The organism is Streptacidiphilus jiangxiensis, from assembly GCF_900109465.1.
Lineage (GTDB): Bacteria > Actinomycetota > Actinomycetes > Streptomycetales > Streptomycetaceae > Streptacidiphilus > Streptacidiphilus jiangxiensis.
The window spans coordinates 469852-495108 of sequence record NZ_FOAZ01000004.1 but is presented as its reverse complement, the minus strand read 5'-3'; the positions used below and the strand labels follow the sequence as shown (position 1 = coordinate 495108).

The window sequence follows — 25257 nt, the reverse complement described above, 5'->3', positions numbered from 1 at the left end:
CACATCAACAACGAGCACGACCGACGAGGGAGTTGACCGGGTGACCGAGACCCAGCAGGACGCGGCGGAGAGCGGGACCACAGTCCTGCTGCTGTCGACCGCCGACACCGACCTGCTCGCGGCCCGCGCGTCCGGCGCGCGCTACCTGATCGGCAACCCGACCAGGACGGACGTCTCCACCGAACTCCCCGCGCTGCTCGCGGACGCGGACGTGGTCGTGGTCCGGCTGCTCGGCGGCCGCCGCGCGTGGGAGGACGGGCTCGCGGCCGTCGCCGCCTCCGGCGTGCCGACGGTGCTGCTCGGCGGCGAGGCGGTGCCGGACGCCGAGCTGATGGGGATGTCCACCGCCCCGGCCGGTGTCGTGGCGGAGGCGCTGCGCTATCTCGTCGAGGGCGGCTCCGCCAACCTCGCCGAGCTGGCCCGATTCCTGTCCGACACGGTCCTGCTGACCGGCGAGGGGTTCGCCCCGCCGCAGACCATGCCGCAGTTCGGCGTCCGGGGGGGCGTCGAACTGCGGCCTGGAGCCCCCACGGTGGGCGTGCTCTTCTACCGCGCCCACGAACTGTCCGGGAACACCGCGTTCGTGGACACGCTCGCGGAGGCGATCCGTGCCAGGGGCGGCAACGCGGTGCCGATCTACTGCGGTTCGCTGCGTGGCGCCGACCCCGGGCTGTTCGAGCTGGTGGCCCGGTGCGACGCACTCGTCGCCACGGTGCTGGCGGCCGGCGGCACCGTCGCCGCCGACGCCTCGGCGGGCGGGGACGGCGAGGAGAGCTGGGACGTCGGGCAGCTCGCCGAGCTGGACATCCCCGTCATCCAGGGCCTCTGCCTGACCACCTCCCGCGCCGTCTGGGACGAGTCCGACGCGGCGCTGTCGCCGATGGACGCGGCCATGCAGGTCGCCATTCCCGAGTTCGACGGCCGCCTGATCTCCGTGCCGTTCTCCTTCAAGGAGACCGGCGCCGACGGCATCCCCGTCTACGTCGCCGACGAGGAGCGCGCCGCCCGGGTCGCGGGCATCGCGCTGCGGCACGCCGCGCTGCGCCACAAGCCGAACGCCGAGAAGAAGCTCGCGATCGTCTTCACCGCCTACCCGACCAAGCACTCGCGCGTCGGCAACGCCGTCGGCCTGGACACCCCGGCCTCGGCCGTGCGGCTGCTCGACGCGCTGCGCGGCGCGGGCTACAGCGTCGACCGCTACCCCGACAACGGCGACGAGCTGATCCACTCGCTCATCGCCGCCGGCGGCCACGACGTCGAGTGGCTGACGGAGGAGCAGCTGCGGGCCGCGCCCGCGCGGGTACCGCTCAAGGACTACCAGCAGTGGTTCGACGCCCTCGACGAGGAGCTGCGCGAGGGCGTGCGGGAGCACTGGGGCGAGGCTCCCGGTCAGCTCTACGTCGACGGCGACGAGATCGTGCTCGCCTCGCTGGCCTTCGGCAACGTGGTGCTGATGATCCAGCCGCCGCGCGGCTTCGGCGAGAACCCGATCGCGATCTACCACGACCCGGACCTGCCGCCCTCGCACCACTACCTGGCCGCCTACCGGTGGTTGGAGAACTCTTTCGGCGCGGATGCCGTGGTGCACCTCGGCAAGCACGGCACCATGGAGTGGCTGCCGGGCAAGGGCCTCGGCCTCTCCCGTGGCTGCGCACCGGACGCCGTGCTCGGCGAACTGCCGCTGATCTACCCGTTCATCGTCAACGACCCGGGCGAGGGCACCCAGGCCAAGCGCCGCGGCCACGCCACCATCGTCGACCACCTGGTGCCGCCGATGGCCCGCGCCGACACCTACGGCGACCTGGCCAAGCTGGAGCAGTTGCTCGACGAGTACGCGCTCGTCAGCGACCTGGACCCGGCCAAGGCCCCGGCCGTCCGCGCGCAGATCTGGACCATCGTCAAGGCCGCCGAGCTCCACCACGACCTGCACGTCGACGAGCAGCCGGACGACGACGAGTTCGACTCCTTCGTCATGCACATCGACGGCTACCTGTGCGAGATCAAGGACGTGCAGATCCGCGACGGCCTGCACATCCTGGGCGGCGGCCCGGTGGACGAGGCGCGGGTCAACCTGGTGCTGGCGGTGCTGCGTTCGGCGCAGATCTGGGGTGGGCGCGCCGACGCGCTGCCCGGTCTGCGGGCCGCGCTGGCCGCGCACTTCGGGCTGGTCGAGAAGGAGTTGCTGGCCGAGCCGGGCGCGGCCGTCGTGGTCTCCGACGCCCTGCGGGCGCTCGTCGACGGCCCGGCACGGACCGGCGCCGACGCGCTGGACCTGCTGGAGCAGCTGTGCCGCAGGCTCGCCGAGGGCATGGAGGCGCGGGGTTGGGCCGTCGAGGCCGCGCCGGGCCTGGTGCTGGAGGTGCTGGGCGGACCGCTGGACACCGCCGTCGCCGTGCTGGAGTTCGCGGCCGAGGAGGTCGTGCCCCGGCTGGCCCGCACCACGGACGAGTTGGACCACATCCTGCGCGCGCTGCGCGGCGGCTACGTCCCGGCCGGCCCGTCCGGCTCGCCGACGCGCGGCCTGGTCAACGTGCTGCCGACCGGCCGGAACTTCTACTCGGTCGACCCCAAGGCCATCCCTTCGCGCCTGAGTTGGGAGGTCGGGCAGGCGCTCGCCGACTCGCTCGTCGCCCGCTACCTCCAGGACACCGGCGCCTACCCCAAGTCCGTGGGCCTCACGGTCTGGGGCACGTCCTGCATGCGCACCCAGGGCGACGACATCGCCGAGATCCTGGCCCTGCTCGGCTGCCGCCCGGTCTGGGACGACGCCTCGCGCCGCGTCACCGGCTTCGAGGTCGTGCCGCTCGCCGAGCTCGGCCGTCCCCGCATCGACGTGACCGTCCGCATCTCCGGCTTCTTCCGCGACGCGTTCCCGCACGTCGTCGCGCTGCTGGACGACGCGGTGCGGGCCGTGGCCGAGCTGGACGAGCCGGCCGAGGCCAACTACGTGCGCGCGCACGTCGACGAGGACACCGGCGAGCACGGCGACCGTCGCCGCGCCACCGCCCGCATCTTCGGCTCCAAGCCCGGCGCCTACGGCGCGGGCCTGCTGCCGCTCATCGACGCCCGCAACTGGCGCTCCGACGCCGACCTGGCCGAGGTCTACGCCGTCTGGGGCGGCTACGCCTACGGCCGCGGCCTCGACGGCCGGGCGGCGCGCGGGGACATGGAGCAGGCGTTCCGCCGCATCTCGGTGGCCGCCAAGAACGTCGACACCCGCGAGCACGACCTCGTCGACGCGGACGACTACTTCCAGTACCACGGCGGCATGGTGGCGATGGTCCGCCACCTGACCGGCGACTCCCCCGCCGCCTACGTCGGCGACAGCGCCACGCCCAGCCAGGTCAAGACCCGCACCCTGGGCGAGGAGACGCACCGCGTCTTCCGCGCCCGCGTCATCAACCCGCGCTGGATGGCCGCAATGCGCCGCCACGGCTACAAGGGCGCGTTCGAGATGGCCGCGACCGTCGACTACCTCTTCGGCTACGACGCCACGGCGGGCGTGGTCGACGACTGGATGTACGAGAAGCTGGCGGCCGAGTACGTCTTCGACCCCACCAACCAGGAGTTCATGCGCAAGTCCAACCCCTGGGCGCTGCGCGGCATCACCGAACGCCTGCTGGAGGCCGCCGAGCGCAAGCTGTGGGCCGAGCCCGACCAGCAGACGCTGGACCAGCTGCGCGCGACCTACCTCGAGCTCGAAGGCGACCTGGAAGGGGACTCGGAGTGAGCACCACCCGCGTGGAGGCCCGTTACCCCTTCACCGCCGTCGTCGGCATGGACGACCTGCGGCTCGCGCTGCTGTTGAACGCCGTCTCGCCGCAGGTCGGCGGCGTACTGGTGCGCGGCGAGAAGGGCACCGCCAAGTCGACCATGGTCCGTGCGCTGGCCGGGCTGCTGCCCGCGATCGGCGTCGTGCCCGGCTGTCGCTTCGCCTGCGACCCGGCCTCACCGGACCCGCAGTGCCCGGACGGGCCGCACCTGGACGCCGCAGCGGACGAGCGGCCGACCTCCCTGGTCGAGCTGCCCGTCGGCGTCAGCGAGGACCGCATCGTCGGCTCGCTGGACCTGGAGCGCGCCCTCGCCGAGGGCGTCAAGGCCTACGAGCCCGGCCTGCTGGCGGCCGCGCACCGCGGCGTGCTCTACATCGACGAGGTCAACCTGCTCCACGACCACCTCGTCGACCTGCTGCTCGACGCGGCCGCCATGGGCCGGTCCTACGTCGAGCGCGAGGGCGTGTCGGTGCGGCACGCCGCCCGGTTCCTGCTCGTCGGGACGATGAACCCGGAGGAGGGCGAGCTGCGGCCGCAGCTGCTGGACCGCTTCGGGCTGACGGTGGAGATCGCCGCGACCCGCGACCCCGAGCAGCGGGCCGAGGTCGTCCGCCGTCGCCTCGGCCACGACGCCGACCCGGAGGGCTTCGCCGCCCGCTGGCAGGACGAGGAGCGGGCGCTCGCGCAGCACATCGTCGCGGCCCGGGAGCTGCTGCCGCAGGTGGTGCTCGGCGACGCGGCGCTGCGGCAGATCACGGCCGTCTGCGCGGCGTTCGAGGTCGACGGGCTGCGCGCGGACATCGTGATGGCGCGGACGGCGGTCGCGCTGGCGGCCTGGAACGGGCGGACGCAGGTGCTCGCGGAGGACGTGCGCGTGGCGGCCCAGCTCGCGCTGCCGCACCGGCGGCGTCGCAACCCGTTCGACGCGCCGGGGTTGGACGAGGAGAAGCTGGACGAGACGCTCCAGCAGTTCGCGGGTGAGGACCCCGAGACCGATCCGGACGGCGACCCCGACGGGAACGGACCGGACGACTCGGGGCCCGACAACGGCGGTGGCGGTGGCGGCGGCCAGGACGCCCCGAGCGGGCCGGAGCTGGAGTCGTCCGCCCCCGAGAGCCCGGCGGACGCCCCCGCGGACCAGCCGCAGCAGCCCGCCGCCGGCGCGCCCGCGCCGCGCGAGGCGGCACCGGTCGCGTCCGACCAGCCGTACAAGACCCGGCTGTTCAAGGTCCCCGGTACCGGCCAGGGCGTCCAGGGACGGCGCTCCCGCGCCGAGACGGACGGCGGCCACACCATCCGCGCCGCACGCCCGTCCGGTGCGCTCCAGCGGCTGCACCTGGCCGCCACGCTCCAGGCCGCCGCTCCGCATCAGCTCGCGCGCGGCCGCGACGGCCGGGCGCTGGTGCTGCGCCGTGACGACTTCCGCCGGCAGGTGCGGGAGGGCCGCGAGGGCAACCTCGTGCTCTTCGTCGTCGACGCGTCGGGCTCGATGGCCGCGCGGCAGCGGATGTCGGCGGTCAAGGGCGCGGTGCTGTCGCTGCTGATGGACGCCTACCAGCGGCGCGACAAGATCGGGATGATCTCCTTCCGCGGCGCCTCGGCCGAGCTGCTGCTGCCGCCCACCTCGTCCGTCGAGGCGGGCGCGGCACGGCTGGAGCTGCTGCCGACGGGCGGGCGGACCCCGCTGGCGGCCGGACTGCTCCGCGCGCACGAGACGCTGCGCGTCGAGCGCCTGCGCGACCCGCTGCGCCGTCCGCTCGTCGTCCTGGTGACGGACGGCCGCGCGACCGGCGCCCGCTCGGCGCTGGACGACGCGCGGCGCGCCGCCGGACTGCTGGCCGCGTCCGGGGCGGCGAGCGTCGTGGTGGACTGTGAGAGCGGCCCGGTGCGGCTCGGCCTCGCCGGGGAGCTGGCCGGGGTGCTCCAGGCCCCGGCCGTCCGGCTGGACGAGCTGCGCGCGGACACCATGACCGCGCTGGTGCAGACGATGACGACCCAGAAGACGATGCAGAAGAAGGCGGCGTAGCGATGCCCCAGGGACAGCCGACCAGCGTGCCCGACGACGGCCTGACGACGCGGCAGCGCCGCACCCAACCCGTGCTCGCCGTCCACACGGGACCGGGCAAGGGCAAGTCGACCGCCGCCTTCGGCATGGCGTTGCGCGCCTGGAACCAGGGCTGGCCGATCGGGGTGTTCCAGTTCGTCAAGTCCGCCAAGTGGAAGGTGGGCGAGGAGCACGCGCTGAAGGTGCTGGGCGCGAGCGGCGAGGGCGGCACCGTCGCCTGGCACAAGATGGGCGAGGGCTGGTCCTGGGTCCAGCGCGAGATCGCCGAGTCCGAGGACGCGGCGCGCGAGGGCTGGGAGCAGGTCAAGCGCGACCTGGCCGCCGAGACCTACCGCTTCTACGTGCTGGACGAGTTCACCTACCCGATGCACTGGGGCTGGGTCGACGTGGACGAGGTGCTGGAGGTGCTGGCGAACCGGCCCGGCTCGCAGCACGTCGTGATCACCGGCCGCTACGCGCCCGAGAAGCTCGTCGCCGCCGCCGACCTGGTGACGGAGATGACCAAGGTCAAGCACCCGATGGACGCCGGCCGCAAGGGACAGCGGGGCATCGAGTGGTGACGGCCGTGCCGCGCGTCGTCCTGGCCGCGCCCGCGTCGGGCACGGGCAAGACGACCGTGGCGACCGGCCTGATGGCCGCGCTCACCGCCCGCGGGCTGCGGGTCTCACCGCACAAGGTCGGGCCGGACTACATCGACCCCGGCTACCACGCGCTGGCGACGGGGCGTCCGGGCCGCAACCTGGACGCGTTCATGAGCGGCCCGGAGCGGATCGCTCCGCTGTTCCTGCACGGCGCGGCGGGCGCGGACGTGGCGGTCGTCGAGGGCGTCATGGGGCTGTTCGACGGGGCGTCCGGGCGCGGGGAGCTGGCCTCGACGGCGCACGTCGCGAAGCTGCTGCGGGCGCCGGTGGTGCTCGTCGTGGACGGCTCCTCGCAGAGCCGCTCGGTGGCGGCGCTGGTGCACGGCTTCGCCTCGTGGGACCCGCAGGTGCGGCTCGGCGGGGTGATCCTCAACCGGGTCGCCTCCGACCGGCACGAGGCGCTGCTGCGCGAGGCGCTGGAGGAGGGCGGCGGAGTCCCGGTGCTCGGCGCGCTGCGGCGGACCGACGCGGTCGCGACGCCGTCGCGGCACCTGGGCCTGGTGCCCGCGGTGGAGCGGGACGCGGCAGCACTGGAGGCCGTCCGGGCGATGGGCGAGCTGGTCGCGGCGGGCGTGGACCTGGAGGCGCTGCTCGCACTGGCCCGCAGCGCTCCCGCGCTGCCGGAGCTCCCCTGGGATCCGGTCGAGGAGATCACCGCTCTCGATCCCGAGCAGCCGTCACAACCGCGTCCCGTGATCGCGTTGGCGGGCGGTGCTGCCTTCTCGTTCTCCTACGCCGAGAACGCGGAGCTGCTCACCGCCGCCGGCGCGGAGGTGGTCACCTTCGACCCGCTCCACGACGAGAAGCTGCCCGAGCGCACGTCCGCGCTGGTCATCGGCGGCGGGTTCCCCGAGGTCTACGCCTCGGAACTGTCCGCGAACCAGGCGCTCCGCGACGAGATCACCGCTCTCGCCGCGTCCGGAGCGCCGATCGCGGCCGAGTGCGCCGGTCTCCTGTACCTCTGCCAGGCCCTGGACGGCCGCCCGATGTGCGGCGTCGTCGACGCCGAGGCGCAGATGTCCGCGCGCCTCACCCTCGGCTACCGCGAGGCCGTCGCCCTGACCGACAGCCCCCTCGCCCCGGCAGGCCTGCGCCTGCCGGGCCACGAGTTCCACCGCACCCGCACCACCCCGGCCGCCGGCCCCGCGCCCGCCTGGGGCTGGCGCACCCACGACGGCAAGCTCGCCACCGAGGGCTTCACCTCCCCCACCCTGCACGCCTCCTACCTCCACCTCCACTGGACCGCCGCCCCGTCCGTCGCCCTCCGCCTCGTCCGGAACGCCCGCGCCCACGCGGCACAATGACCCCATGACCAGCCCCACCGCTCCCTGCCCCTGCGGCACCGGCCGCCCGTACGGCTTCTGCTGCGGTCCCATCCACGCGGGCAACACCCATGCCCCGACCGCCGAGGCGCTGATGCGCTCCCGCTTCTCGGCCTTCGCCCGGCGGGACGTCCCCTACCTGCTGCGCACCTGGGCCCCGGAGACCCGTCCCCCGGCGATCGACCTCGAGCCAGCCCTCCGCTGGGAGCGCCTCGAGATCGTGGACACGACCGAAGGCGGCCCGTTCCACCAGCAGGGCACGGTCGAGTTCCGGGCCCACTTCCGCGAGGGCCGGACCACCGGCATCCTGCACGAGAACAGCCGCTTCCGCCGCGAGGACGGCGCCTGGGTCTACGTCGACGGGGACATCCGCGACTGACGCCCCGTCCGTGGCCGTCCGCTGACGCCTCAGCCTTCCGTGGTGTTCCCGCTCGGCACCTCAAACCGTTCCACCAGACGCAGACTCAGGAGCGTACTGGGGTGGTCGTCTCCCAGAACGCGTCGGCGCCGCTCAAGGGTGTCGCGGCCCAGGTCCAGAACAGCGGCGTGTTCACCGAGCGCGGCAAGGTGCCCGGCGAGACTGTGAGCTGTTCGAAGCGTAGCCGGATGGTCACTGCCCAGAACCCGGCGCTGGCGGTCGAACGTGTCCCTCGCGAGGTCGGCTGCCTCCCGCAGGTCGCCGACCTCGGCAAGAATCTCGGAGACGACCCTGGCCATGGTGAGCGCGTCGGGATGATCCTCTCCGAGTGTGCGCCTGCGCCGCTCCAGAGCGTCACGGCCCAGCCCGGCCGCGCTCCCGAGGTCCCCCAGGGCAGCGAACCGCAATGTCAGATTCGCCGCGCTGTTGAGCGTGGCCGGATGGTCCTCACCGAAAGCGCGACGTGCACGCTCGAACGTGTCACGCTCCAGCGCGAACGCCTCGCTCTCGTCCCCGGAGGCGGCAAGCCAGTTCGTGAGATTACTGGCACTGCCCAGGGTGTCGGGATGGCTCTCCCCCAGAACGCGCCGTCTGCGCTCGAGCGTGTCTTGGCCGAGCGTGCGGGCACGGGTGTGACTGCCCGTACGGAAGTACGCCAGGGCAAGCCAGTTGGCCGCCTTCAGCACGTGCACGTCGTCGCTGCCGAGGAGGTCCGTCCACTCTCGGTGCAGTTCCTGGAGCCGGTCCAGGACATTCGCACCGTTTCCACGCGACATCAAATACCAGCACGCACCCAGGGCCGCGTCCTTCGCCCGTTCGGAGCTGAGTGCTTCCGGAGCCACGGCCAGCAGGTGGGGCAGCAGAGCAGGCCAGGCGGGCCAGGTGGACGGGTCCTTGACCTCGCCCGGGTAAGCGGCGGACAGCAAACTGTCGGCGACGCCCGCGGCAGCGGTGTACTGCTCCCGACCGAGCTGGTCCCTCACCACGGCCTGAGTGAGACGGTGCAGTTGGACGGCCCCGCCCTGTAGCCGGGCAAGGCCGCTTCGGCTCAGCAACCCAAGCGCCCTCTGCCGAGCCAGAGGACTCGTCAGAAGCTCGGCGATGTCCGATCCGGGCCTGTCCGTCGGCTGTGTACATGCATGCAGCGGGAAGGGATCCGGAGCCAGGAGCGCGCATGCCTCGAGCAGTGCGGCGGCAGACCGGCTCTCGGCACGAACACGCTCGGCGCTGAGGCGGATCTGAGCTGCGAGTGAGATGGGGTAGCCAATGGGCCGCCCCTCCCCGAGGACCTCGGCGGCCTGCCGCCGGAGCAGCTCGTGGTACTCGCCAAGGGTGACCCCGTCCAGGAGAACTCCGGCGGCCTGGACCAACGCGAGCGGCAGATTCTCCAGGGTCGCCGCGAGCATCGCCGCTTCCGGCTCGTTGAGGACGGCGACACGAGATCGCAGGAGCGCTGTCGACTCGTCTGGCGTGAAGGTGTCGACTTCGAGCGTGGCCGCCAGCCCGCTCCAGTGGGGGTTCCGCGACGTGATGAGCACGTGCCCGGCGCCGCCCGGCAGGCAGGGGGCCAGCGACGCGGGCTCCTCGGCGTTGTCGAAGACGAGCAACCAGCGGTCTGTGGAACGCAGTTCCTGAATCAAGGCATCGCACGCGACCGAGGTCGGGTCATCAGGCACCGCTAAGCCCAATCGCGTCGCGAGCTCGGCCAACTGGTCCGGGACCAGTGCGGGATCCTCGGCGTTGACCCACCAGGCGAGGTCGTAGTCACTGGCGGAACGGTAGGCGTACTCGATCGTCAGTTGCGTCTTGCCGATACCGCCCCGTCCGTGCATCGCCTTCACGGCCACCGTCGCGTTGGAAGTCAAGGCTTCGCGCAGTCCGAGCAGAAGCGGCTCACGCCCGGTGAAACCCGGGTTGCGCGGGGGCAGGTTCCAGACAGCGGGCAACGTACCGGGAAGACGCGGGTGGGTCCGGCCCCGGTCGGTCAAACGTCCAGTCGCATCGGACAAGGGGAACCCCGGGGATCGTTCGGGCCGCCTTGGACCCTCCACGGCCTGCAGGAGTGCGGCGCGCGCCTGCCTCTCGTCGAGGCCGTGGATATCGGTGGCGAGAACGGAACGAAGAAGGGGAGGGGCTTCAGCGGTGTCGAGACGGACGGCCACGAGTCCGCCCCGCGCAGCCAGCACGGCACTCCATTCCTCTGTGGTGAAGCGCTTGGGGTCGAAGTAGGCCGCAGAGAACAGCGCCAGTAGTCGGCCGCGCTCGAGAGCCTGGTTCATCCTGAGAATGAAGTTGTCCCCCGCACCCCAATCCCAGCAGTCCAGCTCCGTGAGGTACCCCGCCTCCTCCAACTGCCAGGCGACCCACTCGGCCCAGGCCCGATCCGGACCGGCGTGGCTGATGAAGAAGCGCACCGTTTTTTCGTCGGCACCGTCGGCCATGCGTCCCCCTGCCCGAGAACCAGCGACGCGGCCCATCACAGCAGAGACGTGAACACCTCACCAGACCCCCTCGCGCGGATCACAGCGAGCGGCTTGCTGGTGCTGCGCGCACTGGACCGAACGGGAGCTCGGCTGGTGGGCGCCGGGCCGCTGCGGCGCGCAGACGTGGCTCAGCACACAACAGGTCCGGTTGACTGCCATACGCGCAGCATGGTGGGATTTCACGACCTGAGAAGAACTGGCTCTGCTTGTTGCTTGTTCACTTCAAACGGCGGCAATGACGAGGAAGTCCGGTGCGAATCCGGCGCGGTCCCGCCACTGTCAGCGGGAGGCGTGAGGCCGTCCCGTGAGCCAGGAACTCTGGCCGCCGTCACCACGAGCCGGGGCGCGGACCCCGAGTGAGGACTGCTGCCGTGCGCGAACGCGCGTCTGGCCCCCGCCTGGTCGGCGTGGGCATGGGCCCGGGTGATCCCGAACTCGTCACCGTCAAGGCCGTGCGCGTACTGCGCGAGGCGGACGTGGTGGTCGTGCCGGTCATGGACACCGGCGAGGTCGGGCGGGCCGAGGCCACCGTGCGCCACCACGCCGACGCCGCGAAGATCGTCCGGGTGGTGTTCGCCCTGAACGAGCGCGAGGACCGGGCCCGGCGCGAGGCCGCCTGGGACGCGGCCGGGGCACAGGTCGCCGAGCTGCTGCGCGGGAGTGACGGCGCGACAGTCGCCTTCGCGACGATCGGTGACCCGAACGTGTACTCCACCTTCACCTATCTGGCCCACACGCTGCGCGAGCTCGTCGCCGACCTGACGGTCGAGACCGTCCCCGGCATCACCGCCATGCAGGACCTCGCCGCCCGCAGCGGCACCGTCCTCGCCGAGGGCACCGAGCCGCTGACGCTGGTGCCCGTCACCGCGGGCGCCGAGGTGCTGAAGGAGGCCCTGGCCGGCCCCGGCACCGTCGTCGCCTACAAGTTCGGCCGCTTCGCCGAGCAGGTCGCCGCCGCCCTGCGCGAATCCGGCCGGGAGGGCGACGCCGTCTGGGGCGCCGCGCTCGGCCTGACGAACGAGCAGGTCAGCGCCGCCGGAACGCCGCTGCCCGCCGAACTGCCGTATCTGTCCACGCTGATCGCCCCGGTGCGACGCGAAGGCCGAGGGGGAAAGCTGTGAGCGACTCGACTGCCCTGACCACGGGCAAGGTCACCTTCGTCGGGGCCGGCCCCGGCGCCGCCGACCTGCTGACCTTCCGCGCCGCCCGCGCCATCGCCGAGGCCGACGTGGTGATCTGGGCCGCGAGCCTGGTCCAGGAGGAGGTGCTCCAGCACGCCCGCGAGGGCGCGGAGATCCTCGACTCCTCGCTGGTCCCGATGGAGGCCGTGCTCGACGTCTACCAGCGCGCCGCGCAGGAGGGGATCAAGGTCGCCCGCATCCACTCCGGCGACCCGTCGCTCTGGGGCGCCGTGCAGGAGCAGTTGGAGCGCTGCCGCGACCTTGGCCTCGCGACCGAGATCATCCCCGGTGTCTCCTCCTTCTCCGCCGTCGCCGCGCTCGCGCAGCGGGAGCTGACGATCCCGGAGGTCGCCCAGAGCGTCATCCTGACCCGGCTGGGCGGCGGCAAGACGCCGATGCCGCCGGGTGAGGAGGTGCGCGAGTTCGCCCGCCACGGCACCACCATGGCGATCTTCCTCTCGGCGGCCCGCAGCAAGCAGCTGGTCGAAGAGCTGCTGGAGGGCGGCTACGCGCCCGAGACGCCCGTCGTGGTGGCCCACCAGGCCACCTGGCCCGAGGAACTGCTGCTGACCTGCACCATCGCCACGCTGGAGGCGACGGTGAAGGAGCACAAGCTGTGGAAGCACACGCTGTTCCTGGTCGGGCCCGCGCTCGGCGCCCACGGCACCCGCTCCCACCTCTACCACCCCGGCCACTTCCACACCTTCCGCAAGGCCGACCGCTCCGCCCGCAGGCAGCTGCGCACCGAGGGCGCCTCGCCGGTGACGGCCGATCCCTCGACGGCCGCCGCCGGCCACGGTCATGGCTGAGCTGCGGGAGCCGGATCTTCCGCGCACCATGAAGGTGCGCCAGGGGCCGCTGCGCAGCGGCTGGACGACGGGCACCTGTGCCTCGGCCGCCGCGCGCGCGGCGGCGCTGATGCTCGTCGGTGGTGAGCCGCAGCAGCAGGTCGACGTCGCGCTGCCGTCCGGCAACCGGGTCGGCTTCGCCGTCGAGCGGTGCGAACTGCTGCGCCCGGGGCGGGCGGAGGCGGTCGTGGTCAAGGACGCCGGGGACGACCCGGACGTGACCCACGGCGCCCACCTGACCGCGACCGTCGCCTGGCGCGAGGAGCCGGGCATCGAGCTGCACGGCGGTGTCGGCGTCGGCGTGGTGACCAAGCCCGGCCTGGGCCTGGAGGTCGGCGGTCCGGCCATCAACCCGGTGCCGCGCGCGATGATCACTCAGGCCGTCGGCGAGGTCGTGGACGTGGCCACGCGCGGCGTCGACGTGACGATCAGCGTGCCGGACGGCGAGATCCGGGCGCGCAAGACCACCAACGCCAAGCTCGGCATCCTCGGCGGCATCTCGATCCTCGGCACCACCGGCATCGTCCGGCCGTTCTCCACCGCCTCCTGGCGGGCCTCGGTCGAGCAGGCGGTCTCCGTCGCGGCCGCGCAGGGCGAGACGGCGATCGTGCTGTGCACGGGCGGGCGCACCGAGAAGGGCGCGATGGCGCTGATCCCCTCGCTGCCCGACGTCTGCTTCGTCGAGGTCGGCGACTTCACCGGCGCCGCGCTGCGGCGCGCCGTGGAGGGCGGCATGGAGCGCGCGGTCTTCGTCGGCATGGTCGGCAAGCTGACCAAGCTGGCGGCGGGCGTGCTGATGACGCACTACACGCGCTCGAAGGTGGACACGAACGTGCTGGCCGAGATCACGGCCGAGGTGGGCACGCCGGCCGAGGTCGTGGCGGCGGTGGCCGCGGCGAACACGGCCCGGCACGCGTACGAACTCTGGGACGCGGCCGGGGTGCTGGCCCCCGCCGGGCTGCTGCTGTGCGAGCGGGTCGCGGACGTGATGACGCGCTTCTCGGAGGGCCGGCTCGCGTCCGAGGTCGCGATGGTGGACTTCACCGGGAGAGCAGTGATCGCGTCGACGGGCGGTGTTCTGCTGCCGTGATCACCGTCCTGGGACAGATCGGAACATCGCCCCCAGACGAGAGCGCCGCTCTCGTCAACGCGGCGGACCTCGTCATCGGCGCCCGCCGCCACCTCGATGCGGCAGGCGTACCCGCCGACCGCGCGCTCGCGCTCGGGCCGCTCGCGCCCGCGCTCGACACCGTCGCCGCGCTTCTGGCCAAGGACCCGGACGCCCGCGTCCTCGTCCTCGCCTCCGGCGACCCCGGCTTCTTCGGCATCGTCCGCTCCCTGGCCGAACGCTTCGGCGCGGACGCGCTCGACGTGCGCCCCGGCGTGAGCAGCATCGCGCAGGCCTTCGCCCGCCTCGGCGTGCCATGGGACGACGCCGTCGTCGTCAGCGCCCACGGCCGCGACCCGCGCCCGGCGCTCAACATCTGCCGCGCGCAACCCAAGGTCGCCGTGCTCACCGCACCCGGCGCCGGCCCGGCCGAGATCGGCGCCGCCCTCACGGCCATGCCCGGCCTGCACCGCCGCCTCGTCGTCGCCACCGACCTCGGCGGCCCCGCCGAGGCCCTGGTGGAGCTGACGCCCGCCGAAGCCGCCGCCCGCGACTGGCCCGTCGTCAACGTCGTGCTCTGCCTGGCCGACACCGCCGCACCGGTCGCCACCGCCATGCGCTCCGTCGCCGGCCACCCCGGCCCGCCGGAGGGCGGCTGGGCGCTGCCGGAGTCCGCCTTCGCGCACCGCGACGCGATGCTCACCAAGGCGGAGGTCCGCGCCGTGGCGCTGGCCCGGCTCGGTCCGCGCCTCGGCGAACTGGTCTGGGACGTGGGCGCGGGCAGCGGCTCCGTCGCCGTCGAGTGCGCGCGCCTGGGCGCGGCGGCCGTCGCCGTCGAACGCGCCGCGGACGGCGTGGAGCGCATCCGCGCCAACGCCGCCGCCCACGGCGTCGCGCACGCCGTCGCCGTCGTCCACGGCCACGCCCCCGAGGCGCTGGCCGATCTGCCGGACCCCGACGCCGTGTTCGTCGGCGGAGGCGGCGCGGACCTGGCCGACGTGGTCGCCCTGGCCGCGGCCCGCGCCCGCCGCACCGTCGTGGTCACCCTCGCCGCGCTCGACCGCGTGCCGGAGGCCCGGCGCGCCCTGCTGGCGGCCGGACTGACCGTCGAGGGCGTGCAGTTGCAGGCCAACCGGCTGGCGCCGCTGCCCGGTGATGTCACCCGGCTCGCCGCCACCAACCCCGTCTTCGTCCTCTGGGGTCTGCGTCCCGTCGCAGCGGGCCCCGCCACAGCAAACGTCTCCCAGGGAGTATCGACGTGATCGGCCTGATCGCCGCCACCGCCGCAGGCCGCCAGGCCGCCACGCAGCTCGCCGAGGCCCTCGGGCCCGACGACTGCCGCGTCTACGAGAGTCCGGTCGGCGACGCCGTCCGCGCCGCCTTCGCCGAGTGCGCCCAACTGGTCTGCTTCCTGGCCACCGGCGCGACCGTCCGCCTGCTCGCGCCGCTGCTGGCCGCCGAGGGCTCGGACAAGCACACCGACCCCGGCGTGGTCTGCGTCGACGAGGCACGCCGCTTCGCCGTCGCGCTGGTCGGCGGCCACGAGGGCGGCGCGAACGCGCTCGCCACGCGCGTCGCCGCCGCACTGGACGCGCAGGCCGTCGTCACCACCGCGACCGACGCCACCGACGTCCCCGGCCTGGACACCCTCGGGCTGCCGGTCTCCGGCGACCTCGCCGCGGTCAGCCGCGCCCTGCTGGACGGCTCCCCGGTGCGCCTGGTCGGCGCGGAGCTCTTCCCGCTCCCGGCCCTGCCCGACAACGTCTCGCCGGACGCCGCCGCAGACGCCCCGACCATCGTGATCGGTGACGCGCTCGCGCCGGCGCCCGCCCCGGCGGAATCCGCGCCTCCCGTCGCATCCGACGGCGAGGACGGCACCGCCCGTCATGGCGCTGCCGCCGACGCCGCCGCGCGCCCGGGCGGCGTGCCCACCGTGCGGCTGTTCACGCCGAGCCTGGTCGTCGGCGTGGGCGCCAGCAAGGGCGCGCCGACCGAGGAGATCCTCGGCCTGGTCCGCGCCGCCCTGGCCGACGCGGGCCTGGACGCGCGCTCGCTGCGCAGCCTCGCCAGCGTCGACGCCAAGGCCGAGGAGCCCGGCCTGCTCGCGGCCGCCGCCGAACTCGGCGTCCCCGTGCAGTTCTTCACCGCCGAGGAGCTGGCCGCCGTCACCGTTCCCAACCCGTCGGACGCGCCGCTCGCGGCCGTCGGCACGCCGAGCGTCGCCGAGGCCGCCGCGCTGCTCGCCGCCGAGGCGAGCGAACTGCTGGTCCCCAAGCGGAAGTCGACGCCCGATGGCCGCGCCGCGATGGCCACCGTCGCCGTCGCCCGCCGCCCGGTGCGCGGCCGGCTCGCCATCGTCGGGCTCGGCCCCGGTGCGCGTGACCTGCTCACCGACCGCGCCCGCGCCGAACTGCGCCGTGCCGCCGTCATCGTGGGCCTGGACCAGTACGTCGACCAGATCCGCGACCTGCTCCGCCCCGGCGTCCGCATCGAGGCCACCGGCCTCGGCGCGGAGGAGGAGCGCGCCCGCAGCGCGGTGCGCCTCGCTCAGCAGGGCCTGGCGGTCGCGCTGATCGGCAGCGGCGACGCGGGCGTCTACGCGATGGCCTCCCCTGCGCTGGCGGAGGCGGGCGCCGACATCGACGTCGTCGGCGTCCCCGGCGTCACCGCCGCGATGGCCGCGGCCTCGCTGCTGGGCGCGCCGCTCGGGCACGACCACGTCTCGATCAGCCTCTCCGACCTGCACACCCCGTGGGAGGTCATCGAGCGCCGCGTCCGCGCGGCGGCCGAGGCGGACCTCGTCGTCACCTTCTACAACCCGCGCAGCCGCGCCCGCGACTGGCAGCTGCCCAAGGCGCTGTCCATCCTCGCCGAGCACCGCGAGGCGCCCACCACACCGGTCGGCATCGCCCGCAGCGTCTCCCGCCCGGACGAGTGGCACAAGGTCACCACGCTGGCGACCCTGGACCCGACCGAGGTGGACATGTTCACCGTGGTGACCGTCGGCAACACCGCCTCGCGCGAGATCGCCGGACGCTTCGTCACGCCGCGCGGATACCGGTGGCAGGAGTGACGGGTGCCGGACAGGCCCTGACGGCCCCGGTGCGGGTGTCGACCCGCTGCCAGGGGTGCGGGGCCTGCCTGCTGACCTGTCCCACCCACGCCATCCGCCCGCACGGCAACCCGCTGCTGGTCCTCGCGGACCTCTGCACGGGCTGCCTCGACTGCCTGGACGTCTGCCCGGTCGACGCGATCGACCTGCTGCCCGTCGCGCCTCCCGCGTCCGCCGCGTCCGCTGCGTCCGTCGCGTCCCTTCAGGAGCCCACCTCATGAGCCGCCGTCAGGTCCACCCGATCGAGCAGGAGTCCTACCGACGCCTGCGCGCCCGTCACGACACGTCCCACCTGCCGCCGTTGACCCGGGCGGTCGCGGAGCGCATCGTGCACGCCAGCGCGGATCTCGAGTACTTCGACGACCTGGTCCTCGCCGACGAGTCCGTGCTGCGCGCCGCCGCCGACGCGCTCGCGGCGGGTGCCCCGATCGTCGCCGACGTGGAGATGGTGGCCGCGGGCATCACCGCCCGCGAGTCCGTGTGCCGGGTGCGTCAGGCGAAGGCCGATCCGGCCGCCGGGCTGACCCGCTCCGCCGCCGCGGTCCGGATGGCGCTGGCGGAGGTCGGGCCCGGTGCGGTCTGGGTGATCGGCTGCGCGCCGACCGCCCTGGAGGAGCTGTTGGTGCTCGACGCCCGCCCGGCCCTGGTGATCGGCCTGCCCGTCGGCTTCGTCGGCGCCGCCGAGTCCAAGGCCGCGCTGCGCGCATCAGGGCTGCCCGGCGTGAGCAACATCTCCGAGAAGGGCGGCTCGGCCGTCGCCGCGGCGGCCGTCAACGCCCTGCTCTACCCCGACCTGTACGACGATCTCACCACCCCGATCTCCGAGGAGAACCTGTGACCTCCCCCGCGCTGCTGCTCGTCGGCCACGGCACCCGCGACGACGACGGCGCGGAGGCCTTCCGCGAGTTCGTCGAGATCCTGAAGACCCGTCTGCCCGACACCCCCGTCGGCGGCGGCTTCATCGAGCTGTCCCCGCCGCCGCTGGCCGACGCCGTGGCCGAGCTGGTCGGCCAGGGGGCCACCCGCTTCGCCGCCGTACCGCTGGTGCTGGTCTCCGCCGGCCACGCCAAGGGCGACATCCCGGCCGCGCTGGTGCGTGAGCGCGAGCGGCACCCCGGCACCAGCTTCCGTTACGGCCGTCCGCTCGGCCCGCACCCGTCCCTGCTGACGGTGCTGGACCGGCGCCTGGACGAGGTGGTCACACCGGAGGAGCGGGCCGAGACCACCGTGCTGCTCGTCGGCCGCGGTTCGACCGACCCGGACGCGAACGCCGAGGTCGCCAAGGTGGCCCGGTTGTTCTGGGAGGGCCGCGGGCTGGCAGGCGTCGAGACGGCCTTCGTCTCCCTCGCCGCGCCCAGCGTCCCGGACGGCCTGACGCGTTGCCGCCTGCTGGGCGCGAAGCGCATCGTGGTCCTGCCGTACTTCCTGTTCACGGGCATCCTGCCGGACCGCGTCGTCGAGCAGACCCGGGAGTGGGCGGCCGCGCACGCCGACCTGGACGTGCGTCAGGCCGGCGTCCTCGGCGCGACCGAGGAGCTGGCGGAGCTGGTCCTGGAGCGCTACCGCGAGACCCAGCAGGGCGACCTGCGGATGAACTGCGACACCTGCGTCTACCGGATCGCGATGCCGGGCTTCGAGGCCAAGGTCGGTGCGCCACAGCGCCCGCACCACCACCCGGACGACCCGGCCCACGACCACGGCCACGGCGGTCACGGGCACCACCACGATCACGACCACGGGCACGGACACGGACACGGCAGCCACTCCCATGCCCACTGAGCCCGCGGCGGACCCGCACGCGCTGCTGCGCCACCACGGCGACCGCGAGGTCGGCGGCGGCCTGGTCGACCTCGCGGTCAACGTGCGCACCGGCACACCGCCGGCGTGGCTGCGCGAGGTCCTCGCCGCGAGCCTCGGGGGGCTCGCCGCCTACCCCGACGGCTCCGCCGCACGGGCGGCGGTGGCCGCCCGACACGGGCGGGCGCCCGAGGAGGTGCTGCTCACCTCGGGCGCGGCGGAGGCCTTCGTGCTGCTCGCACGGGCCCTGCACCCCCGCCGCGCCGTCGTGGTGCACCCGCAGTTCACCGAGCCCGAGGCCGCGTTGCGCGACGCCGGACACCCGGTGGACCGCCTGGCGCTGCTGCCGGAGGCGGGGTTCCGACTCGACCCCTCGGCGCTCCCCTCCGATGCCGATCTGGTCGTGGTCGGCAACCCCACCAACCCCACCTCCGTGCTCCACCCGGCCTCGTCGCTGGCCGGGCTGGCCCGCCCGGGCCGCGTCCTGGTGGTGGACGAGGCCTTCGCGGACACGATCCCGGGCGAGCCGGAGAGCCTCGCCTCCCGCGGCGACCTGCCGGGACTGGTCGTGCTGCGCAGCCTCACCAAGACCTGGGGTCTGGCGGGCCTGCGCATCGGCTACGTGCTGGCCTCCGCCGAGCTGATCGCCCGGCTGGAGGCGGCGCAGCCACTGTGGCCGGTCTCCTCGCCCGCGCTGGCGGCCGCGATCGCGACCTGCGCGCCCGCCGCGCTGGCCGAGGCGGAGGCCGCCGCGCGGGCGACGGCGGTCGACCGCGCGTACCTGCTGAAGCGCCTGGCCGAGATCCCCGGGCTCCGCGTGCACGGCACCCCCGCGAGCTCGTTCGTCCTGGTCGAACTCCCCGGCGCGGACAAGGTCCGGCTCCGCCTGCGCGAGGCCGGCTTCGCGGTCCGCCGCGGCGACACCTTCCCGGGCCTCGGCCCGGACTGGCTCCGCCTCGCGGTCCGCGACCGCACCACGACGGACGCGTTCTGCGCGGCGCTGACAGCGGCCGTTCAGGGGAGCGAGGCCCCGCCGTACGGGGCTCCGCCGCGCGGGCACGCGTAACCGTCGAGCGTCCGCGCGGGCTCAGCCGCGGCGACGGCGGCGGGTGAGGACGAGCGCGCCGCCGCCGGCCGCGACGAGCACGATCGCGGCGCCGCCGATGACCGGCGTCGCGCTGCTGCTGCCCGTCATGGCCAGGTGCGTGGTCCCGTCCCCGCCGCCCTGGGGCGGGTTGGAGACCGCGGCGACCGGGCTCGCGGACGTGCCGCCGTTGCCGCCGTCACCGCCGGAGCCGCCGCCCGTCGCGCTCACGCCGCCGGTGCCGCCGTCGCCCCCGGTCCCGCCGGTCACCCCCTGCGACGGACCGCCGGACGGCGTTCCGCCACCCGTCGCCCCGCCGTTGCCGCCGGTGGCCCCGCCACTTCCGCCGTCACCCGAGCCGAGGCCCTTGGTGCACGAGACGTCCGCGAGGACGATCTTGCCGCTCACCGCCGCGACGTTCAGCGCCAGCGGGTTCACGTTCACGTCCAGCTCCAGCGCGGTGGCCGCCGCCGAGTCGGAGGTCGTGCTGTGCTGGGAGAGCTTCAGGTCGACCTCGCCGAGCGCCGGCACCGGCACCTTCGTCACCCCGTCGACGCTGAGGTGCACGTGCAGGCCCAGGACGGTGACCTCGCCCGCCAGTTCCGCGCTCGCCGTCGGCATGCCGTGGGCCGGGCAGTCGGCCACCGCGGACACCGCGCGGACACCGAGCAGGTCCGTCAGCGGCAGGCCGGGCAGGTGCAGGTGCGCGTCGACGAGGTTGACGGCGGCGTGGGAGCCGTGCGCGTCGACCGTCGCGTCGGTCTGGCCGACCTGCGCCATCAGCAGGTTGACCGGGCGGTCGGCCTCGACGCCGCTGCCGACGACGGCGGTGAGCGCGGCGCCGCTACGTGACGCGGGAGCGGTGAGTTTGTTGAGGGACACGTCGACCGGGATGTCGACGGAGTTGAGCAGCTTCACGTCGAGGGCGACCTCGGCCGTGGTGGCGGCCGCGGTCCCCGACCCGCCCGTCGCGTGCGCGGGTTCGGCCACCCCCAGGAGCGAGACCGCGGCGAGCGCGCCGGAGACGGCGAAGGGCATGGCGAAGCGACGACGGGACAGCACGGAGTAAACCCCCACCTGGGAACGAACGTGCCCGCCGGGAACGGTCAGGCGAGGCACGGAGTCGGACGCCGTTCATTCTTGCGAACCGTCCGTCACCAGGTCAGCACACGCAGTCAGTTCACTCTTAAGGGTGATACTCGCCCAGGAATACCACCTGTCCCAGCAGCTCAGTGGAGACGGCGGTCAATCGGGCCCCTAGAATCTCACCCGCCCCGCGCGGGTGACGCGCACTCGAACGGTGATCCGAGGGCAGAATGCACACGCGCGACCGCCATCGAGGTGCGGATGCCCATGGCCGGACAGCTCCTGGCGCCCTAGCGTGGGGTCGCAGACCTCTACCAAGATCTTCCCGGGAGCAGTTGTGAGCGATCTCTTCTCCGTCTCCGGCCGGACCGCCCTGGTCACCGGCGGCACCAGGGGCATCGGGCTGATGATCGCCCGCGGTCTGCTGCAGGCGGGCGCGAAGGTCTACGTCAGCTCCCGCAAGGCGGAGGCGTGCGAGGCCGCGGTGGCCGAGCTGAAGGTGTTCGGCGAGGTCCTGGCCCTCCCGGCCGACCTCTCCGAGGAGGCGGAGATCACCCGAGTCGCCGAGGAGCTCACGGCCCGCGAGGAGCGGCTGGACATCCTGGTCAACAACGCCGGCGCCACCTGGGGCGCCCCGCTCGACTCCTTCCCGACGGCCGGGTGGGACAAGGTGATGGACCTCAACCTGCGCAGCCCGTTCCTGCTCACCCAGGCGCTGCTGCCGCTGCTGCGCGCCGCCGGGACGCTCGACAGCCCGGCACGGGTGATCAACGTGGGGTCGATCGACGGCCTGCACGTCAGCCCGCTGCCGACGTACTCGTACGCGGCGAGCAAGGCGGGCCTGCACCACCTGACCCGGGTGCTGGCCAAGGAGCTCGGGCCGCAGCACATCACCGTCAACGCGATCGCGCCCGGCCCGTTCGAGTCGAAGATGATGGCGGCGACGCTCGAGGCGGTCGGCGACCAGATCGCCGCGGCCGCGCCGCTGCGCCGGATCGGGCGCCCGGACGACATGGCCGGCATCGCCGTCTACCTCTCCAGCCGCGCGGGCTCCTACGTCACCGGCGCGGTGATCCCCGTCGACGGCGGCATCGGCACCACCGTCTGACGCTCCCCACCTCAGCAACGCCTGGAACGGACGCCATGAACTCCCTGCTCCTCTCCCGGCGCGACCTCGACTTCCTGCTGCACGACTGGCTGGACGTCACCGCGCTCACCACCCGTCCGCGCTTCGCCGAGCACGACCGGGAGACCTTCGACGCCGTCCTCGACCTCAGCGAGGCCATCGCCACCCGGCATTTCGCCCCGCACAACAAGCGCAACGACACCGAGGAGCCGTGGTTCGACGGCGAGAAGGTGCACATCATCCCCGAGGTCAAGGCGGCGCTGGAGGTCTTCGCCGAATCGGGCCTGATGGGCGCGGCGATGGACCACGAGGTCGGCGGCCAGCAACTGCCGACGGTGGTCGCCAACGCCTGCATGGCCTGGTTCCAGGCGGCGAACGTCGGCACCTCGGCGTACCCGTTCCTGACCGTCGCCAACGCCAACCTGCTGCTGGCGCACGGCAGCGCGGAGCAGGTCGACCGCTACGTGCGCCCGATGGTCGCGGGCCGCTACTTCGGCACGATGTGCCTGTCCGAACCACAGGCCGGATCGTCGCTGGCGGACGTGCGGACCCGCGCCGAGGAGCAGGCGGACGGCAGCTTCCGGCTGTTCGGGACCAAGATGTGGATCTCGGGTGGCGACCACGAGCTGAGCGAGAACATCGTCCACCTGGTGCTGGCCCGAACCCCCGGCGCCCCCGCCGGGGTCAAGGGGCTCTCGCTCTTCGTGGTGCCCAAGTACCTGGTGGGCGACGACGGTTCGCTCGGCGAGCGCAACGACGTGGTGCTGGCCGGACTGAACCACAAGATGGGCTACCGCGGCACCACCAACACGCTGCTCAACTTCGGTGAGGGCGTGCACCGCCCCGGCGGCGCGCCGGGCGCGGTCGGCCACCTGGTGGGCGAGCGCCACCGCGGCCTGGCCTACATGTTCCACATGATGAACGAGGCGCGGACCGGCGTCGGCCTGGGCGCGACGGCCCTGGGCTACACCGGCTACCTCCACTCGCTGGACTACGCCCGCACCCGCCCGCAGGGACGCCCGCTCACCGGCCGCGACCCCGAGGCCCCGCAGGTGCCGATCATCGAGCACGCGGACGTGCGGCGCATGCTGCTGGCGCAGAAGTCCTACGTCGAGGGCGCGTTGGCGCTCAGCCTGTACTGCAGCCTGCTCATCGACGACGAGCGCACCGCCCCGGAGGAGGCGGAACGCACACGCGCCCGGCAGCTGTTGGAGGTGCTGACGCCGATCGCCAAGAGCTGGCCCTCGCAGTGGTGCCTGGCCGCGAACGACCTGGCCATCCAGATCCACGGCGGCTACGGCTACACCCGCGAGTACAACGTCGAGCAGCAGTACCGGGACAACCGCCTCAACCCGATCCACGAGGGCACCCACGGCATCCAGGGCCTGGACCTGCTGGGCCGCAAGGTCGTCATGGACGGCGGCGCGGGCCTGCGGCTGCTGCTGGAGACGATTGCCGCGACCGCCGACCGCGCCACCGCCTCGGGCGGCGAGGCCGCCGAACTCGCCGCCTCCCTCACCCGCGCCACCGGCCGCGTCGCAGCCACCACCGCCCGCCTGTGGTCCACCGGCGACCCGGACACCGCGCTCGCCAACGCCTCCGTCTACCTGGAGGCGGTCGGCCACGTCGTCCTGGCGTGGATCTGGCTGGAGCAGTACCTCGCCACCGGCGAGGACGCGGACCCCTTCCACGAGGGAAAGCGCCAGGCCGCCCGCTCCTTCTACCGCGTCGAACTGCCGCGAACCGGACCGCAGTTCGACCTCCTGGACACCCTGGACCGCACCGCGGCCCAGACCGCCCCGGACTGGTTCTGAGCCACGCGCCCGAAACGCCGACGGGCTCCCGTCCCCGGGAGCCCGTCAGGTCGTGCCTACCTCAGGAGGTGCCGACTCAGCCCACGGTGGGGTGGGTCAGCGCGCAGGCGTTGGTGTCGTTGGACCAGCTGCCCTGCAGGGTGTAGCTGCCGTTGCCCATGGTGACGCTGCCGGCGGCGCCGGTGCCCGTCTTGAGCCACGCGCACTCGTCCGCGTTCTCCTGGCCGTTGGTCGGGTTGGTCCAACCGCCGGACGGGAACTGGTCGGTCACCGTCTCCGAGTACTCGTGGCCGAGGGTCATCGTCCAGCCGTCGAGTGTGCCCGTGGTGCCGGAGTTGATGAAGTTGACGCCGCAGTTGGCGCCCGCGTCCATGTTGTACGGCTGGTTCGAGAAGGCGAAGTTGCCCACGTCGGAGGTGACGGCGCCGCCGCTCAGGGTGGTGTCGCCGTTGTAGTCGTGCCAGGCGCAGAACCCGGTGGTGGGGCTCTCGTAGTTGTCCGGGTTGGTGCCGTGGGGCGACAGGATCACGTAGTAGGCGCCACGGTTGGCGGCGGCCGTGGTGTTGCCGAAGTGGTGGGCGGCGGCGAGCGCCTCGGTGCCGAGCTGGTTGCCGGTGGCCTGGGCAGGGGAGGCCACCGAGTTGTCGTACCAGACGCCGGCGTAGACGCCGTTGCTCGGGTAGGGGACGTGCGCGGCGGTGGAGGGGCAGGTGGTCGCGCCCTTGGCGACACCCTCGCAGTACTGCGTCATGGTGCCGGACCACTGCTCGCCACCGGTGCCGATGCCCTTGAACAGGTTCTGGGCCACCGGGGCACCGTTGTACGGGTCGTTGCTGAAGGTCAGGTTGCCGTTGGCGTCGGTACCCTGGGTGCCCCACTGGTTCCCGTAGAAGACCAGGTAGACCTTGGGCTGGACGCTCATCACGCCGACGCCGGCGGTGCCACCGCCGTAGGTCAGGGTGCCGGAGGTGTGGCGGGCGCCCTTCTGGGCCGCCTTCCAGTTGGCGAGCTCCGGCATGTAGCCGTGGCCGCGGTTGGTGAACGCGTGGGACGCGTTGTCACCGGCGGTCGCGGCGGAGGCGGTACCGGTGGATATCGCGGCGCCGGCGGCCACCAGGGCGGCCGCGCCGAGGATCGCCGCTCCGGTGCGGTGGCGCGAGAACAGTCCGAGCGTCATGTGCTGCCTCTCGATTCGAGGGGGTGTGCCACCGCTCGTGCTTGCGGTGGCACTGTCGAGGGGTCGGTACACCGGGTCGAGGCATGCGGGATCGCCGCGGCAACGAACCGGTCTCCGCAATAAGGGAGTTGAGCTGACGAACAAGCATCTCCGGACCGGTGGGACGGCCAAGATCCGCTGCCTTGCGATCGGCGACGTTAGCAACCACTGAGAGGGGGGTCA

At 73.5% G+C, this 25257-nt stretch carries 19 protein-coding genes and 1 riboswitch; of the genes, 16 read left to right on the top strand and 3 right to left on the bottom strand.

Annotated features, from left to right (window positions below):
* Window positions 1-91: 91 nt before the first annotated feature.
* From cobN to BMY61_RS11075, 5 genes are read left to right on the top strand one after another with little or no spacing between them, the layout of a single operon-like run.
* The gene (cobN, locus tag BMY61_RS11095) at window positions 92-3730 is read left to right on the top strand and encodes a cobaltochelatase subunit CobN (protein ID WP_042441909.1); all 3639 of its coding nucleotides are present in this window, start codon (window positions 92-94) and stop codon (window positions 3728-3730) included.
* 47 nt (window positions 3731-3777) lie between these two features.
* Complete coding sequence (locus BMY61_RS11090) at window positions 3778-5799, top strand: putative cobaltochelatase (protein WP_042441910.1); 2022 nt, start codon at window positions 3778-3780, stop codon at window positions 5797-5799.
* 2 nt (window positions 5800-5801) lie between these two features.
* Window positions 5802-6398 carry a cob(I)yrinic acid a,c-diamide adenosyltransferase gene (gene cobO, locus BMY61_RS11085; RefSeq protein ID WP_042441428.1) on the top strand — a complete coding sequence of 199 codons (597 nt, stop codon included), beginning with the start codon at window positions 5802-5804 and terminating at the stop codon, window positions 6396-6398.
* Window positions 6395-7783, top strand: a complete 1389-nt coding sequence (locus BMY61_RS11080) for a cobyrinic acid a,c-diamide synthase CobB (protein ID WP_042441911.1) — start codon at window positions 6395-6397, stop codon at window positions 7781-7783. Before cobO ends, BMY61_RS11080 begins: the two co-directional genes overlap by 4 nt.
* 4 nt (window positions 7784-7787) lie before the next feature.
* Window positions 7788-8180, top strand: coding sequence for a YchJ family protein (locus BMY61_RS11075; RefSeq protein ID WP_042441430.1), 393 nt, complete (start codon window positions 7788-7790; stop codon window positions 8178-8180).
* A gap of 29 nt (window positions 8181-8209) precedes the next feature.
* On the opposite strand, the gene fxsT is transcribed toward BMY61_RS11075, so the two are convergent.
* Entirely contained in the window at window positions 8210-10660 is a 2451-nt protein-coding gene (gene fxsT / locus BMY61_RS11070; RefSeq protein ID WP_075003842.1) for an FxSxx-COOH system tetratricopeptide repeat protein, read from the bottom strand.
* Between the two features lie 255 nt (window positions 10661-10915).
* Window positions 10916-11043: riboswitch (cobalamin riboswitch) on the top strand.
* Window positions 11044-11073: 30 nt separating this feature from the next.
* Between fxsT and cobI the strand changes: the two genes are divergently transcribed.
* The 9 genes from cobI to cobC are packed head-to-tail and all read left to right on the top strand — an operon-like array spanning window position 11074 to window position 19814.
* Window positions 11074-11823, top strand: a complete 750-nt coding sequence (gene cobI / locus BMY61_RS11065; RefSeq protein WP_269083947.1) for a precorrin-2 C(20)-methyltransferase — start codon at window positions 11074-11076, stop codon at window positions 11821-11823.
* On the top strand, window positions 11820-12692 hold the full coding sequence (cobM, locus tag BMY61_RS11060) for a precorrin-4 C(11)-methyltransferase (protein WP_143094268.1): 873 nt from the start codon (window positions 11820-11822) through the stop codon (window positions 12690-12692). The genes cobI and cobM overlap by 4 nt, the downstream gene beginning before the upstream one ends.
* A complete protein-coding gene (locus BMY61_RS11055) occupies window positions 12685-13821 on the top strand; it encodes a cobalt-precorrin-5B (C(1))-methyltransferase (protein WP_042441434.1) in 1137 nt (378 codons plus the stop codon). The genes cobM and BMY61_RS11055 overlap by 8 nt, the downstream gene beginning before the upstream one ends.
* A complete protein-coding gene (locus tag BMY61_RS11050) occupies window positions 13818-15101 on the top strand; it encodes a bifunctional cobalt-precorrin-7 (C(5))-methyltransferase/cobalt-precorrin-6B (C(15))-methyltransferase (RefSeq protein ID WP_075003841.1) in 1284 nt (427 codons plus the stop codon). The genes BMY61_RS11055 and BMY61_RS11050 overlap by 4 nt, the downstream gene beginning before the upstream one ends.
* Window positions 15098-16912 carry a precorrin-3B C(17)-methyltransferase gene (gene cobJ, locus BMY61_RS11045; RefSeq protein WP_042441436.1) on the top strand — a complete coding sequence of 605 codons (1815 nt, stop codon included), beginning with the start codon at window positions 15098-15100 and terminating at the stop codon, window positions 16910-16912. Before BMY61_RS11050 ends, cobJ begins: the two co-directional genes overlap by 4 nt.
* Window positions 16909-17172, top strand: a complete 264-nt coding sequence (locus BMY61_RS11040; protein WP_236655789.1) for a DUF362 domain-containing protein — start codon at window positions 16909-16911, stop codon at window positions 17170-17172. The genes cobJ and BMY61_RS11040 overlap by 4 nt, the downstream gene beginning before the upstream one ends.
* Complete coding sequence (locus BMY61_RS11035) at window positions 17169-17789, top strand: precorrin-8X methylmutase (protein WP_042441438.1); 621 nt, start codon at window positions 17169-17171, stop codon at window positions 17787-17789. The genes BMY61_RS11040 and BMY61_RS11035 overlap by 4 nt, the downstream gene beginning before the upstream one ends.
* Window positions 17786-18730, top strand: a complete 945-nt coding sequence (locus BMY61_RS11030; protein ID WP_042441440.1) for a sirohydrochlorin chelatase — start codon at window positions 17786-17788, stop codon at window positions 18728-18730. Before BMY61_RS11035 ends, BMY61_RS11030 begins: the two co-directional genes overlap by 4 nt.
* On the top strand, window positions 18720-19814 hold the full coding sequence (cobC, locus tag BMY61_RS11025; protein ID WP_042441916.1) for an Rv2231c family histidinol phosphate aminotransferase CobC: 1095 nt from the start codon (window positions 18720-18722) through the stop codon (window positions 19812-19814). The genes BMY61_RS11030 and cobC overlap by 11 nt, the downstream gene beginning before the upstream one ends.
* A 21-nt stretch (window positions 19815-19835) precedes the next feature.
* Here the strand turns inward: cobC and BMY61_RS11020 are convergent, their stop codons facing one another.
* A complete protein-coding gene (locus BMY61_RS11020) occupies window positions 19836-20894 on the bottom strand; it encodes an LAETG motif-containing sortase-dependent surface protein (protein WP_082014625.1) in 1059 nt (352 codons plus the stop codon).
* 361 nt (window positions 20895-21255) lie between these two features.
* On the opposite strand from BMY61_RS11020, the gene BMY61_RS11015 reads away from it, so the two are divergent.
* Both BMY61_RS11015 and BMY61_RS11010 read left to right on the top strand, forming a co-directional pair.
* Entirely contained in the window at window positions 21256-22026 is a 771-nt protein-coding gene (locus BMY61_RS11015) for an SDR family oxidoreductase (protein ID WP_075003840.1), read from the top strand.
* Between the two features lie 35 nt (window positions 22027-22061).
* Window positions 22062-23858, top strand: coding sequence for an acyl-CoA dehydrogenase (locus BMY61_RS11010; protein ID WP_042441442.1), 1797 nt, complete (start codon window positions 22062-22064; stop codon window positions 23856-23858).
* Window positions 23859-23934: 76 nt separating this feature from the next.
* Here BMY61_RS11010 and BMY61_RS11005 read toward each other — a convergent pair whose 3' ends face one another.
* Complete coding sequence (locus BMY61_RS11005; RefSeq protein WP_042441444.1) at window positions 23935-25035, bottom strand: hypothetical protein; 1101 nt, start codon at window positions 25033-25035, stop codon at window positions 23935-23937.
* Window positions 25036-25257 lie beyond the last annotated feature (222 nt).

Coding starts and splice junctions, on each gene's coding strand:
- BMY61_RS11090 (WP_042441910.1), top strand. CDS start 3,778: ATGGACGACCTGCGGCTCGCGCTGCTGTTGAACGCCGTCTCGCCGCAG.
- BMY61_RS11055 (WP_042441434.1), top strand. CDS start 12,685: ATGGCTGAGCTGCGGGAGCCGGATCTTCCGCGCACCATGAAGGTGCGC.
- fxsT (WP_075003842.1), bottom strand. CDS start 10,660: ATGGCCGACGGTGCCGACGAAAAAACGGTGCGCTTCTTCATCAGCCAC.
- BMY61_RS11005 (WP_042441444.1), bottom strand. CDS start 25,035: ATGACGCTCGGACTGTTCTCGCGCCACCGCACCGGAGCGGCGATCCTC.
- BMY61_RS11010 (WP_042441442.1), top strand. CDS start 22,062: ATGAACTCCCTGCTCCTCTCCCGGCGCGACCTCGACTTCCTGCTGCAC.
- BMY61_RS11035 (WP_042441438.1), top strand. CDS start 17,169: ATGAGCCGCCGTCAGGTCCACCCGATCGAGCAGGAGTCCTACCGACGC.
- BMY61_RS11075 (WP_042441430.1), top strand. CDS start 7,788: ATGACCAGCCCCACCGCTCCCTGCCCCTGCGGCACCGGCCGCCCGTAC.
- cobC (WP_042441916.1), top strand. CDS start 18,720: ATGCCCACTGAGCCCGCGGCGGACCCGCACGCGCTGCTGCGCCACCAC.
- cobO (WP_042441428.1), top strand. CDS start 5,802: ATGCCCCAGGGACAGCCGACCAGCGTGCCCGACGACGGCCTGACGACG.